This is a genomic window from Thioclava sp. IC9 (assembly GCF_002213225.1).
Classification (GTDB): Bacteria; Pseudomonadota; Alphaproteobacteria; order Rhodobacterales; family Rhodobacteraceae; genus Thioclava; species Thioclava nitratireducens.
This window is the reverse complement of the sequence record NZ_NBNX01000005.1, coordinates 132847-145583: the sequence shown is the minus strand read 5'-3', so window position 1 is coordinate 145583 and position 12737 is coordinate 132847. Positions and strand designations below refer to the sequence as shown.

The following is a 12737-nucleotide window of genomic DNA, read 5'->3' as shown; positions in this document are numbered from 1 at the left end:
CCGGCCTGCAAGATGAACGGAAGGATAACCGACGCGGTTCCGCCCGCAGGCGGGACCGCCGAACACGTTTGGATCAGCCGCGCAGCGACTGGACCCGGGCGACAAGCTGCCGGGTCGAGCCGTCCTTGCCCTCTCCCGCATCCTCGCCTTTGAGCACCGGCGCAAGCGCAAGCGCCAGTTCCTTGCCCAACTCCACGCCCCATTGGTCGAAGCTGTTGATGCCGAGGATCACGCCCTCGACGAAGACGCGATGCTCGTAAAGCGCGACGATCCCGCCGAAGACCTCGGGGGTCAGTTTCGGATAGAGCAGCGTCGTCGATGGCCGCGAGCCCGGGAAGACGCGGTGCCGCGCCTGACGGTCCAGCTCATCGCCCTCGAAGCCTTTCTCGCGCATGATCTCGGTCGCCTCGGCCAGCGAGCGGCCCCGCATCAGCGCCTCGGATTGGGCAAGGCAGTTGGCCACGAGCAACATGTGCTGATGCGCCAGATCGGGCTCATGCCCCTCGGCCGCGACCATGAATTCGCAGGGAATGACCCGCGTACCCTGGTGAATCAGCTGGTAGAATGCGTGCTGGCCGTTGGTGCCCGGCTCGCCCCAGACGACGGGGCCCGAATTGTAAGGCAGGTTCTTGCCATCCATGCTCACGCGCTTGCCGTTGCTCTCCATCTCCAGTTGCTGAAGATAGGCCGGCAGCCGCGCAAGCCTTTGATCATAGGGCAGAACCGCACGGGTAGCGTAGTCGCAGAACTGGTTGTGCCAGATACCCACCAGCGCCAGCATAACCGGCAGGTTGTCCTTGTAATCGGCGGCGCGGAAATGGGCATCCATCTTAGCGGCGCCTTTGAGGAAATCTGCGAAATCCTCCGGCCCGATCGCAATCATCAGCGACAGCCCGATCGGCCCCCACATCGAATAGCGCCCGCCAACCCAATCGGCGAACCCGAAGACGCGTGCCTCGTCGATGCCGAAGGCGGCGGTCTTGTCGGCAGCGGTCGAGAGCGCTGCGAATTGCTGCGCCGGGTCCGCGACCTTCTCGGCCATCCAGCGCTTCGCCGTCTCGGCGTTGGTCATCGTCTCGATCGTGGTGAAGGTCTTGGAGGCGACGATCACCAGCGTCGTTTCCGGGCTCAGACCTGCCAGCGTGTCATGGATATGCGCCCCGTCCACATTGGACACGAAATGGCAGCGGGGACCGTCGTGATAAGGCGCAAGCGCCAGCGTCGCCATCGCCGGGCCAAGGTCCGAGCCGCCGATGCCAATATTGACCACATCGGTGATCTTGCCGCCCTCCCCCTTGAACTTGCCCTCGCGAACGTCGCGGGCGAACGCTTCCATACGGGCATAGGTTGCGCGGACATCGGGCATGACGTTCTCGCCATCGACGAACACGTCCGTGTCGAGATTGCGCAGCGCGGTATGCAGCACTGCGCGGCCTTCCGTGTCGTTGATTTTCTCACCGGTGAACATCGCTTCCGCGCGGGCCGCGACGCCCTTCTCCTCGGCCAGCTTCACCAGCAGGTCGAGCGTTTCCGAGTCGATGTTGGTCTTGGAGAAATCGAACAGGAATGGCCCGGTTTCGCGGCTGAAACCGGACGCGCGATTGTCCTTTTCGAACAATTCCGCGATTTCGCGGGACTGCACGGATTGCGCCTTGTCGAGGAGGTCTTGCCAGATGGTCATCGGTGAAAGTGCTCCCTTATTCAGCCCAGTGCACGGTCGCGTCCTTGAGAACGGCGCGCACCGGCGCCTGTTCCACGGGGAGCTTTTCCGCCGCTTCGATCGCCGCGCGCTTCTCCGGCCCTGTGATCAGGATATGCGTGTGCATCGCATCGCGCAGCACCGGTGCCGAGAGCGTGATACGCGGCTCGCCCGCAGCTTCGGCGCGCATCGGCAAAAGGATCGGCGCGTCGTTCGACAACGCCTCTTTCAGGCGGTCAGCACCGGGGAACAGGCTCGCCGTATGCATATCCGCGCCCATACCCAGAAGCAGGACGGAGATCGGCAGATGCGGCTCGATCCCGGCAGCCAGTTCCGTCATTTTGTCCTCGGGCTGCTCCGCTTCGGCATAGAGCGGCACCAGCGTCGCCGCCGCCGCCCGGCCCGTCAGGAGCCGCGCGCGGATCAGGCGCGTATTCGACCGCTCCGAGGTTTCGGGCACCCAACGCTCGTCATTGAGCAGCACCGCGACCTTGGACCAGTCCAGATCGATATCCGAGAGAATGTCGAATATCGGTCCGGGCGTGGAGCCGCCCGGCACCGACAAGGTCGCGCGGCCCTCGTTGTTGATTGCCGCGCGAAGCTGGCTCGCGATGCGGTCCGCAAGCCCCATCATAAGCATCTCGCGATCGGGGTAACTTTCGAAATTCATTCGCGAATCTCCCGCCAGCGGCGGCCGTCCCGATGCATCAGCATCAACGCGTCATCGGGGCCCGACGAACCGCTGTCATAGCTTTGAGGTTTGTCGCCGCGCGACTCCCAGCCTTCGATGATCGGATCGGTCCAGGCCCAAGCCGCTTCAACCTCGTCGCCGCGCATGAACAGCGTCTGGTTGCCGCGGATGACGTCCATGATCAGCCGCTCGTAGGCGTCGGTGATGTCGGCCTCTTCGCCCAGAGCTTCCGCGAAGGACATATCGAGCGGCACCTGCACGAGGCGCATGCCGCCCGGCCCCGGCTCTTTGATCATCATCTTCAGGTTCATGCCCTCGTTGGGCTGGAGCCGGATCACGAGCACGTTCTCGCGCCACTCGCCCTCGGCCTCGTCGAAGATCTGGTGCGGCGGCTGCTTGAAGGTGATCGCGATCTCGGACGTGCGGGCCCGCAGCCGCTTACCGGTGCGCAGGTAGAAGGGCGTGTTGACCCAGCGCCAGTTCGCGACATGGCATTTCATCGCGATATAGCTCTCGGTCGTCGACTCCGGGTCCTCGGCATCTTCCAGATAGCCGGGCGCGTCCTTGCTCGCCACGTATTGGCCGCGCACGATATCGGCAGGTGCGACAGGCTGCAGAGCCCGGATCACCTTGAGTTTTTCGTCGCGCACCGCATCGGGGTCGAAGTGGTAAGGCGGCTCCATCGCGATCAGGCACAGAAGCTGCATCAAGTGGTTCTGCACCATGTCGCGCATCGCGCCCGACTTGTCATAATACGATCCGCGACCGCCTACGCCGACCGTTTCGGCGACCGTTATTTGCACATGATCGACAAATTGGCTGTTCCAGAGCGGCTCGAACAGGATGTTGGCGAAGCGTACCGCCATCAGGTTTTGCACGGTTTCTTTGCCGAGATAATGGTCGATCCGGTAGATCTGTGTCTCGTCGAAATACTCCGCGAGGACGGCGTTGAGCGCCTTGGCAGAGGCGAGGTCGCGCCCGAAGGGCTTTTCCACGACGATCCGGGCATCCGGCCCCGCGATCCCGCGCTTGTGCAGCCGCTCCGCGAGGTCGCCGAACAGCGAGGGCGCCACCGAGAAGTAGAACGCGTTGACCGTGTCGCCGCGGACTTTCGATTTCAGATCATCCCAGCCGCCATCGCCTTTCGCGTCGATCGCGACATAGTCGAGCATCGGCAAGAACCCGTCCAGCGCTCCTTCGTCGTCGCATTTGCTGCCACCGAATTCGGCGATCGCCGCGCGGACCTGATCGCGGAATTCATCCGGGGTCATCTCCGAGCGCGCGGCACCGATGATGGTGGAGCCTTCGGGAATCTGTCCCGCGCAATAGCGCCGAAACAGGCCGGGGAGAATTTTGCGATTGGCGAGGTCGCCAGTGGCGCCGAAAATCACCAGGTCGAAACGTTCGACGGGAATGACGCGCGAAACCATGGGCTGCTCCGTGTTTGGGGTCCGTTAGCGCTAACGACCCCCTTGTACTCACCTTAGCGGAACAAGTCTAGCATGGCAGCGGCGCGAGACAACGTAAGGGCGCGGATTAAGCGCTCTCACGCGAGAGAAATGCCTCAAGCGCCTGAATATCCGGCAGGATTTCTTCGGCCAAACCATCCGTGAACGCCGCGAAATCCGCGCGCGTTTCGGGCGGAACGGACAGAAGCACCGGAAAATCGGAGGCCATCGCCTGGGCGATCAGGTCGCGACAGCCGCGCCCCGCGGCTTCCTGTTTGCCGAACTTGTTGAGGATCACGATGGTGCCCGGTTGCGCCATCTCGAGCGCATGGCCGACCTGTGCGACGACCTCTTCGAGCGCACCCGCGTCGAGCGAACACGCCCCCGCGCCCTGCCCCAGATCCTGCGAAATCGTGCGGGTTTCGCCATCGGGGAGGATGCGCAGATGCATCTCGCACTCGAACCGCTGCGGCACCTCGGCGCGCACCATGCCAATCACGTCGCGCCCCTGCGACAGCAGCCTGTCGGCGAGCTGGGCAAGGAGCTTGTCGGCCGCGCCGCGCTCTTGGCATGTGATGAACCCGATCATTGCGCCTGTTTGGCGAGGCTTTCGCGGGCGGTCAAGGGGCCACGCCCTGAGACGGAGCGCAAGATCACGCCGCCAGCGCCTTGCCGAAGCGCGGCAGACGCGCCCGTTTCATCAGCGCCCGGATCGGCTGCGGCTCGCCCGACAAACGCTCTGCCTCGGCGCGTACGGATTCGGTGATGGCACGCATCTGCTCGGGGTGCTCGGACAGAAGCTGCCAGAGGAACCCGTCCGGATCGCGCCGCTCCAGCCCCTCGCCCGCCAGTGTCCCGCGCGGGAAGTCCTGCGCGTTGAAGGTCAGGATCGCATCGGCGCTGCCCGCGATCGCCACGGCCAGAACGTGCAGATCGTTTTCGTCGGGCAGGACCAGCCGGTCCTCGATCCCCGGCTGCGCCGCCACCTCGGCCTGCGGGAAGGTGGCGCGCAGCAGCGCGATCTCGCCCCGCGCAATCGCTTCGTCGGCGGGCGCGCGGCGCGCGGCGGCCCGCGCCCATTCCTCGAGAATCCGCGCCGACCAGAGCGGACGATAGAGCCCCGCCTTCGCCGCCCCGATCAAAATTTCGCGCAGCACCGTCGGGTAGAGCACGCAGGCATCGAGCACGACCCGCATCAGTCGAGCCGGAAGAACAGTGATTTCAGGTAACCTGATTCCGCCAGCTGCGGCAGCATCGGGTGGTCCGGCCCGGCATAGCCGGTGTGGATCAGCTGCGCGGACCGCCCCGCCTTGCCGATGCCACGCGTGCAAGCTGCGCGGAATTGCGACAGATCGGCGGCGTGCGAGCAGGAGCACAGCACCAGATAGCCGCCCGGTTCGACCAGCGGCGCGGCCATCCGGGCGATCCGCTCATAGGCACGCAGCCCCGCTTGCAGCGCGGGCTTGGCGGGGGCGAAGGCGGGCGGATCGCAGATCACCAGATCGAACTGCTCATCTTCTTGACCCAAAGCGTCGAGCGAATCGAAGGCGTCCCCCTGACGCGTCGCGAACCGGGCGCTGGCGCCCATCGCCTCGGCGCCCTTGCTTGCCAGCTCGAGCGCCGACGCAGACGCATCGACCGACAAAGCGGATTGCGCGCCACCGGCCAGCGCGGCCAAGGCGAAGCCGCCCACGTGAGAGAAGACATCCAGCACCCGCGCGCCCTCGGCCAGCCGCGCCGCAAATGCATGGTTCGGGCGCTGGTCGTAGAAAAGCCCAGTCTTCTGCCCGCCCATCAGATCGGCGAGGTAAATTGCACCATTCATCGGCACCTCGACCGGGGCGTCGATCCCGCCACGGAGCGTGACCGTCTCCTCGTCGAGACCTTCGAGATTGCGGGCCCGGCCTGCGCCGTTTTTGATGATCGTGGTGACGCCCGTGACCTCGGCCAGCGCGGCCTCGAGATCGGCGATCATCACCTCCGACCATGCCGCGTTCGGCTGGATCACCGCCGCGTCACCGAACCGGTCGATGATGACACCGGGCAGCCCGTCCGCCTCGGCATGGACCAAGCGATAGAAAGGCGCATCGAACAGGCGCACGCGCATCTCGAGCGCCCGGGCCAGCTTCAGAGTGATCCAGTTGCGATCGATCACCGCCTCGGCGTCGCGGCTCATCACCCGCGCGATGATTTTGGAGTTCGGATTGACCGTAACCGTCGCGAGCGGACGGCGCTCGCCATCCTCCAGCGTCGCGATCGTGCCGGGCGCGATCGCCTTGGTGCGGCGGTCGGTCACCAGCTCGTCCGCATAAACCCAGGGAAAGCCGTGGCGGATCGCGCGGGCCTCGGCTTTCGGGCGCAGCCGGACGGTCGGACGGGTGGCGGGATCTTCGGACTGGCTCATCGGGGGCTCCTTGCGCGCGCTGTCTCAGGCGCGGCCTTCCTAGCGCCAAGCGACCCGGCGCGAAAGCCCTCGCGCTTGCCGCATCCCCGCTCTGCCCCAGATAATCGACAAAGGGAACGGGTTGCGACGTTAGCGCTAACATGATAGCGAGGACGCAACCGCGATCCGCGCCCGCTGCGCGAGCGGCCCTTACGGGCTGCATGTTCCGCATCAGATGCATAGCAAGGAAAGGCCCCGCCGATGACCCTCGATGCCACAATCGCCCGTGTGACCGACCGAATCCGCGCCCGCTCCGAAGGCCCGCGCGGCGACTATCTCGCCCGGATGCAAGCCGCCGCCGATGCAGGGCCCGCCCGGGCGCATCTCAGCTGCGGCAACCAGGCCCATGCCTATGCCGCGATGGGAGAGGACAAGGACAAGCTCGCCGGCGAACGCGCCCCCAACGTGGGCATCGTGACCGCCTATAACGACATGCTCTCGGCCCACCAGCCCTTCGAAACCTTCCCGCAGACGATCAAGGCTGCGCTGCGCGAGGTGGGGGCGACGGCACAGGTCGCGGGCGGGGTGCCCGCGATGTGCGACGGCGTCACACAGGGCCAGCCGGGTATGGACCTGTCGCTCTTCTCGCGCGACGTGATCGCGATGGCCGCGGCAGTGGCGCTCAGCCACAACACCTTCGACGCGGCGCTCTACCTCGGCGTCTGCGACAAGATCGTGCCCGGGCTCATCATGGCCGCCGCGACCTTCGGGCATATCCCGGCGATCTTCATCCCCGCGGGGCCGATGACGACCGGCCTGCCCAATGACGAGAAGGCCAAGGTGCGCCAGCAATTCGCCGCCGGCGAAGTCGGCCGCGACGCGCTGATGGCCGCAGAGATGGCTTCCTATCATGGTCCAGGCACCTGCACTTTCTACGGCACCGCGAATACCAACCAGATGCTGATGGAGTTCATGGGTCTTCACCTGCCCGGCGCCTCCTTCGTGAACCCGAACACGCCGCTACGCGAGGCGCTGACGGTCGCAGGCGCGAAACGCGCCGCCGAGATCACCGCGCTCGGCAATGACTACCGCCCGGCGTCGGAAGTGCTCGACGAGAAGGCCTTCGTGAACGGAATGGTGGGGCTGATGGCCACCGGTGGCTCGACCAACCATGTGCTGCACCTGCCGGCGATGGCGCGCGCCGCCGGGATCGTGCTCGATCTGGAAGATTTCGACGAGATTTCCTCGGTCGTGCCGCTGATGGCGAAAGTCTACCCCAACGGCCTCGCCGACGTGAACCACTTCCACGCCGCGGGCGGTCTGCAATTCATGATCCGTCATCTGCTCGACGCGGGCTTGCTGCACGAGGACGCCAAGACCGTCGCGGGCGACGGGCTGACCCGCTACACGCAGGAGCCGAAGATCACCGAGGACGGCCTGGTCTGGGAAGAGGCCGATCCCGAGAGCCAGAACGAAAAGATTCTGCGCAAACCCGCCGATCCGTTCCAGAAGACCGGTGGCCTGAAGCAGCTCGAAGGCAATCTCGGCCGCGGCGTGATCAAGGTTTCCGCCGTCGCGCCGGAGCGCCATGTGATCGAGGCGCCGGTCCGCGTCTTCAAGGAACAGCACGAGGTGAAGGACGCCTTCAAGGCGGGCGAATTCACCTCGGACACGATCGTCGTGGTGCGCTTCCAGGGACCTAAGGCGAACGGGATGCCGGAGTTGCACTCGCTCACGCCGACCCTCGCAGTGCTGCAGGATCGCGGGCTGAAAGTGGCGCTGGTCACCGATGGCCGGATGTCGGGCGCATCGGGCAAGGTTCCCGCAGCAATCCATGTCTCCCCCGAGGCCGCCGATGGCGGGCCGCTTGCGAAGCTGCAGGACGGCGATATGGTGCGGCTCGACGCAACGACGGGCGAGCTGACCTGCCTGAGCGAAGGCTTCGAGAGCCGCGCGCCGGTCGAACCCGACCTCAGCGGCAACCAGTTCGGCCTCGGTCGCGAGCTGTTCGGCGCCTTCCGCACCCATGTCGGCCCGTCCACCAAAGGCGCCTCCGTGGTGCTTTGAGTTTTCTTGCCTCCGGCGGGGATATTTCCACCAAGGCGAAAACAGGGTTCTGCTTTCGGCTTGGCAAGAAATATCCCCCGCGGAGCGTCCTTCCCTCTCCGCCCGCATGGGCGACCCAGACTGGAGTGATCCGATGACCCCGAGTGAACAATCCGCATCCGCCCGCAAGATCTGCGAACTGGCCCCGATCGTGCCGGTGATCGTGGTGAAGGACGTGTCTCATGCCGCGCCGCTGGCCAAAGCGCTCGTCGCGGGCGGCCTGCCCGCGCTGGAGGTGACGCTGCGCACGCCCTGCGCGCTCGACGCGATCCGCGCCATGGCCGATGTCGAAGGCGGCGTGGTCGGCGCGGGGACGCTCCTGACCCCCGCCGATGTGAAAGCCGCGAAAGCCGCGGGCGCGAAATTCGGCGTCTCGCCCGGCGCGACCGAAACGCTGGTGAAGGCCTGCGAAGATGAAGGCCTGCCGCTGCTGCCCGGTGCGGCCACTGCATCCGAAGTGATGAAGCTTCTCGAGATGGGTTACGACGTGCTGAAGTTCTTCCCGGCGGAAGCTTCGGGCGGCGCGCCTGCGCTGAAGGCGATCGGGGCCCCGATCCCCCAGGTCAGCTTCTGCCCGACGGGCGGCGTCAGCATGAAAAACGCCAATGATTACCTGAGCCTGCCCAACGTTCTTTGCGCGGGCGGCTCGTGGGTTGCGCCCGATGCGATGGTGCAATCGGGCGACTGGGCCGGGATCGAAGCGCTTGCGCGCGAGGCGGCGGCGCTGCCGCGCTAATCACCCTGCTAGGGACGACGCGCCCGCCAGCCGCCGCGCCGCATCGGCGGGGCGCTTTCGCGGGTCAGACCTTCTTCGAGCACCTGGGTCATCGGGTGCTCGGGCGGCGCCTGATACGCCGCGAGCACGGTGCGCATCGCTTCGCTCGCATCCATCCCCGGCCCGAGGCTCAACGCCCAGTCCATGAAGATCGAGCGGCACTCTTCCATAGTGATCCCGTCGATCTTGAAGCTCTCGCGGATCAGCCCTTTCGGGTCCGCCTCGCTCAATTCCATAAGTTTGCGCGCCATTCAGCCCTCCAGAGCCCTGTCCACGATGGCGGCTGTCTCGGTCGTGACCTCGTTCAGACGCGCCGCCAGAGCATCGAGATCATCCAGCCCCGTCTCGCGCAACAGGAAAGCGCGGCCGCCTTCTCCGATCGCCGCCATATCCAAGGGCTTCTCGCTCAGCAAGCGCCCGCCTGCCTGCAGTCGCCACAGCAGACGATAGGCCGAGGCAAGCGCCTCACCCTCTTCGCGGGTCACGAACCCGCCGCGGGGGCCTGCGCGCAGTTGCGCCTCGACCTTGCGCGCCGGGACGCCCGCGCGGAGCGCAAAACTCTGGGCGAGCAGTTCGATATCCTGCAATCGCCCGGGGCCGACCTTCGCCTCCCAATCGCCATCGGGAGCCTTGGCCGCGAAGATCCGCGCCCGCATCTGCGCCAGATCGCGCAGCACCTCGGCGCCGCCGCCTTTCGCCTGTAGAACCTTCAGCCGGATCGCCTCGACCCGATCGGCCAGATCGGCGCTGCCGGCGACCGGGCGCGCCCGGGTGAGCGCCAGATGCTCCCAGGTCCAGGCCTCCTCCATCTGGTAGCTCTCGAAGCTTTGTACCGAGGTCGCGACAGGCCCCTGCTTGCCCGAGGGGCGCAGCCGCATATCCACCTCGTAGAGCGTCCCTTCCGGCATCGGCGCGCTGAGCGCGGTGATCAGCGCCTGCGTGAGCTTCGCATAGTAAGCCCTTGAGGCAAGTGGCTTCTTGCCATCCGAGAACTCCTCCCCATCGGCGTCATAGATCACAATCAGATCGAGATCGGATTGCGCATTCAGCCGCTCGGCCCCGAGGCTACCCATGCCCAGAACTACCGCCCCCTTGCCCGGGCATGACCCGTAGCGGCGCGCGAATTCGCCCTGCACGACCGGCCAGAGCGCGCCCAGCACCGCGCCGGCCACATCGGCATATTGGCCCGCGGCTTCTGACGCATCGACGAGACCGCGCAGATGATGCACGCCCACGCGGAATTTCCACTCTTTCGCCCAACGCCGCGCCGCAATCAACGCGGCCTCGTAATCGTCGGCGCGCTCCATCAGCCGGGCGAGATCGGCTTCCAGCGCAGATTTTCCCGGCCAGGGCGCGAAGAACGAGCCGCCGAGAACCGCGTCCAGCACCCCGGCATTGCGCGACAGGTAGCTCGCGAGCCCCGGCGCAGTGGCGCAGATGTCGACGATGAGATCGACCAGTTGCGGATTGGCTTCGAACAGAGAGAACAGCTGCACGCCCGCGGGCAGCCCTTTGAGGAAGCCGTCGAACTGGGTGAGTGCTTCCTCCATGTTTGCTGCGCGCCGCATCCGGTCGAGCAGTTCCGGCTCCAGCCGCTTGAAGATCGCGCGCCCCCGTTCGGATCGGAGCGCCGGATAGCCCGTCCAGCCCTCGACGATCTCACGCGCGGCGTCGCTCAGTTCGGGGCGCTCGGCGGCGGCATCGGGGGCGAAGAAATCATTCGTCAGGCTTTCGACCCGCTCCAGCCGGTCGCGCAGCCGATCGCGCCAGCGGGCCACATCGCCCTCGCCCATCATAGCGGCGATCCGGGCGAGCCCTTCTTCATTGCCGGGCAGAATCTGGGTCTGGGCGTCGCCCACCATCTGCAGACGGTGCTCGATCTCGCGATGCTCGCGGTAATGACCGATCAGTTCCTCCGCGACATCCTCGGCCACCCAAGTCTTCGCGGCGAGCGCACGCAGCCCGCCCACCGTGGTCCGGTCGCGCAGCGTCTCGTCGCGCCCGCCTGCGATCAGTTGCCGGGTCTGGGTGAAGAACTCGATCTCGCGGATGCCGCCCTGACCGAGCTTGATATTGTGGCCTGCCACCTCGATCGGACCGTGCAGCCCCTTATGTTCGCGGATGCGCAGGCGCATGTCGTGTGCGTCCTGAATCGCCGCGAAATCGAGATGCTTGCGCCAGACGAAAGGCCGCAGGCGTTCAAGGAACTGCTCTCCCGCCGCAAGATCCCCCGCGCAGGGACGTGCCTTGATATAGGCCGCGCGCTCCCATGTCCGGCCTTCGGCCTCGTAATAGAGCTCCGCCGATCCCATCGAGATGCAGACCGGCGTGACGGCGGCATCGGGGCGCAGGCGCAGGTCGGTGCGAAAGACGTAACCCTCGGACGTGCGATCGTTTAGCATCGCCGCCATCTTGCGCGTCGCCCGGATCAGTGCGCTGCGCGCCTCCATTGCGTCATCGGGGTCGTACCGGCTTTCATCGAAAAGGCAGATCAGGTCGATATCGGAGGAGTAGTTCAGCTCCCCTGCCCCCATCTTGCCCATGGCGAGCGCGACCATCCCGGCGGCGCTCTCGGCATCATCGTCGCTCGCACCGGGTATCTTGCCGCGGCGGATTTCCTCGGCCACCAGCCGCTTCATCGCGAGATCGACCGCGATATCGGCAAGCCGCGTCAAGGCGCCGGTCACTTCCTCGAGACACCAGACGCCACCGAGATCGGCCAGTCCCGCGAGCAGCGCGACCCGCCGCTTCGCCCGGCGCAGTTCGCTCGGTAGATCGGCGAGGCTGACGGGCGTGATCCGAGCGAATTCATCGGCCAGCGCAGCTTCCGGATTGACTGAAATCGCAGACCGCAGCCACTCGGCCTCTTTCTCCATCAGGCCTTTGAGATATGGGCTGCAACCCGCCGTGCCCCCTAACAATTCGCGCAACTCCGGCGCGAGATCGGAAAACAGCTCTTCGGCCTCGGCGGCGCGGTCGGGCTCGAAAGGCAGGGGCGAACGGGTGAGACGCGAGGCAAACGGCATGGCGCCATGCTTACGCCGCCAAGCGGGCCGGTCAATGGGGATTGCTGTCACGCGCCATCTGGCCATAACTACACCCCGCCCCGGGGCGCATCCGCGCCCTGACCGCAGACCGTCCGGAGCCTCGCCATGAGCAAATCCCTGAAACGCGTTCGTGCCGCCCTCGAAGCCGCAGGCGCGCCTTTCGAGATCACCGAACCGGGCGAGGCCCGAACTGCCGAGATGGCGGCGCAGGCGGTGGGCTGCGAGGTCGATCAGATCGCGAAATCCATCATCTTTCGCGGAGAAGACAGCGGCCATGTCGTGCTCTTCATCACCGCAGGCGGCAACCGGGTGAGCGCCGAGAAGGCGAGCGCTGTCGCGGGCCAGCCCTTGGGCAAGGCAGACGCGGGGCTGATCCGCGCGGAGACCGGCTTCGCGATCGGCGGCGTCGCGCCGCTGGGTCATGTCGGGCCGGTAACGGCTTTCCTCGACCCCCGGCTGTTCGATTTCGATACCGTCTGGGCCGCAGCGGGCACGCCTCGGCACGTTTTTGCCATCGCCCCGGCCGACCTGGAACGGATCAGCGGCGCGAAACGGGCCGATTTCACCGAATAAAACAAAGCAATTTCG

General features: G+C 66.1%; 11 protein-coding genes. 3 read left to right on the top strand and 8 right to left on the bottom strand.

The window, feature by feature from the left end; translation table 11 throughout:
* Positions 1–73 precede the first annotated feature (73 nt).
* The 6 genes from pgi to B6V76_RS14295 all read right to left on the bottom strand — a co-directional run bounded on the left by pgi (position 74) and on the right by B6V76_RS14295 (position 6242).
* On the bottom strand, positions 74–1681 hold the full coding sequence (gene pgi / locus B6V76_RS14320) for a glucose-6-phosphate isomerase (protein ID WP_088727763.1): 1608 nt from the start codon (positions 1679–1681) through the stop codon (positions 74–76).
* A 16-nt stretch (positions 1682–1697) separates the two neighbouring features.
* Positions 1698–2369 (bottom strand): 6-phosphogluconolactonase, encoded by a 672-nt coding sequence (gene pgl / locus B6V76_RS14315; protein ID WP_088727762.1) that lies wholly within the window; start codon positions 2367–2369, stop codon positions 1698–1700.
* Positions 2366–3820, bottom strand: a complete 1455-nt coding sequence (zwf, locus tag B6V76_RS14310) for a glucose-6-phosphate dehydrogenase (RefSeq protein ID WP_088727761.1) — start codon at positions 3818–3820, stop codon at positions 2366–2368. The genes pgl and zwf overlap by 4 nt, the downstream gene beginning before the upstream one ends.
* 106 nt (positions 3821–3926) lie before the next feature.
* Positions 3927–4427 (bottom strand): DUF2478 domain-containing protein, encoded by a 501-nt coding sequence (locus B6V76_RS14305; protein ID WP_088722580.1) that lies wholly within the window; start codon positions 4425–4427, stop codon positions 3927–3929.
* Positions 4428–4491: 64 nt separating this feature from the next.
* Positions 4492–5034, bottom strand: a complete 543-nt coding sequence (locus B6V76_RS14300) for a PIN domain-containing protein (protein ID WP_088727760.1) — start codon at positions 5032–5034, stop codon at positions 4492–4494.
* Positions 5034–6242 (bottom strand): class I SAM-dependent rRNA methyltransferase, encoded by a 1209-nt coding sequence (locus B6V76_RS14295; RefSeq protein ID WP_088727759.1) that lies wholly within the window; start codon positions 6240–6242, stop codon positions 5034–5036. The genes B6V76_RS14300 and B6V76_RS14295 overlap by 1 nt, the downstream gene beginning before the upstream one ends.
* A gap of 240 nt (positions 6243–6482) precedes the next feature.
* On the opposite strand from B6V76_RS14295, the gene edd reads away from it, so the two are divergent.
* Both edd and eda read left to right on the top strand, forming a co-directional pair.
* Positions 6483–8288, top strand: coding sequence for a phosphogluconate dehydratase (gene edd, locus B6V76_RS14290; protein ID WP_075775623.1), 1806 nt, complete (start codon positions 6483–6485; stop codon positions 8286–8288).
* A 133-nt stretch (positions 8289–8421) separates the two neighbouring features.
* On the top strand, positions 8422–9063 hold the full coding sequence (gene eda, locus B6V76_RS14285) for a bifunctional 4-hydroxy-2-oxoglutarate aldolase/2-dehydro-3-deoxy-phosphogluconate aldolase (protein ID WP_088720197.1): 642 nt from the start codon (positions 8422–8424) through the stop codon (positions 9061–9063).
* An 8-nt stretch (positions 9064–9071) separates the two neighbouring features.
* On the opposite strand, the gene B6V76_RS14280 is transcribed toward eda, so the two are convergent.
* Positions 9072–9338, bottom strand: coding sequence for a hypothetical protein (locus B6V76_RS14280; RefSeq protein WP_088727833.1), 267 nt, complete (start codon positions 9336–9338; stop codon positions 9072–9074).
* A gap of 15 nt (positions 9339–9353) precedes the next feature.
* Complete coding sequence (locus B6V76_RS14275; protein WP_088727758.1) at positions 9354–12128, bottom strand: glutamine-synthetase adenylyltransferase; 2775 nt, start codon at positions 12126–12128, stop codon at positions 9354–9356.
* Positions 12129–12254: 126 nt separating this feature from the next.
* Between B6V76_RS14275 and B6V76_RS14270 the strand changes: the two genes are divergently transcribed.
* Entirely contained in the window at positions 12255–12722 is a 468-nt protein-coding gene (locus tag B6V76_RS14270; RefSeq protein WP_075775626.1) for a YbaK/EbsC family protein, read from the top strand.
* The last annotated feature ends 15 nt before the right edge of the window (positions 12723–12737 follow it).

Bases quoted from the DNA above. Each gene is read 5' to 3' on its own strand.
- B6V76_RS14300 (WP_088727760.1), bottom strand. From the start codon at position 5,034: ATGCGGGTCGTGCTCGATGCCTGCGTGCTCTACCCGACGGTGCTGCGC.
- B6V76_RS14305 (WP_088722580.1), bottom strand. From the start codon at position 4,427: ATGATCGGGTTCATCACATGCCAAGAGCGCGGCGCGGCCGACAAGCTC.
- edd (WP_075775623.1), top strand. From the start codon at position 6,483: ATGACCCTCGATGCCACAATCGCCCGTGTGACCGACCGAATCCGCGCC.
- zwf (WP_088727761.1), bottom strand. From the start codon at position 3,820: ATGGTTTCGCGCGTCATTCCCGTCGAACGTTTCGACCTGGTGATTTTC.
- pgi (WP_088727763.1), bottom strand. From the start codon at position 1,681: ATGACCATCTGGCAAGACCTCCTCGACAAGGCGCAATCCGTGCAGTCC.
- B6V76_RS14280 (WP_088727833.1), bottom strand. From the start codon at position 9,338: ATGGAATTGAGCGAGGCGGACCCGAAAGGGCTGATCCGCGAGAGCTTC.
- eda (WP_088720197.1), top strand. From the start codon at position 8,422: ATGACCCCGAGTGAACAATCCGCATCCGCCCGCAAGATCTGCGAACTG.
- B6V76_RS14295 (WP_088727759.1), bottom strand. From the start codon at position 6,242: ATGAGCCAGTCCGAAGATCCCGCCACCCGTCCGACCGTCCGGCTGCGC.
- B6V76_RS14275 (WP_088727758.1), bottom strand. From the start codon at position 12,128: ATGCCGTTTGCCTCGCGTCTCACCCGTTCGCCCCTGCCTTTCGAGCCC.
- B6V76_RS14270 (WP_075775626.1), top strand. From the start codon at position 12,255: ATGAGCAAATCCCTGAAACGCGTTCGTGCCGCCCTCGAAGCCGCAGGC.
- pgl (WP_088727762.1), bottom strand. From the start codon at position 2,369: ATGAATTTCGAAAGTTACCCCGATCGCGAGATGCTTATGATGGGGCTT.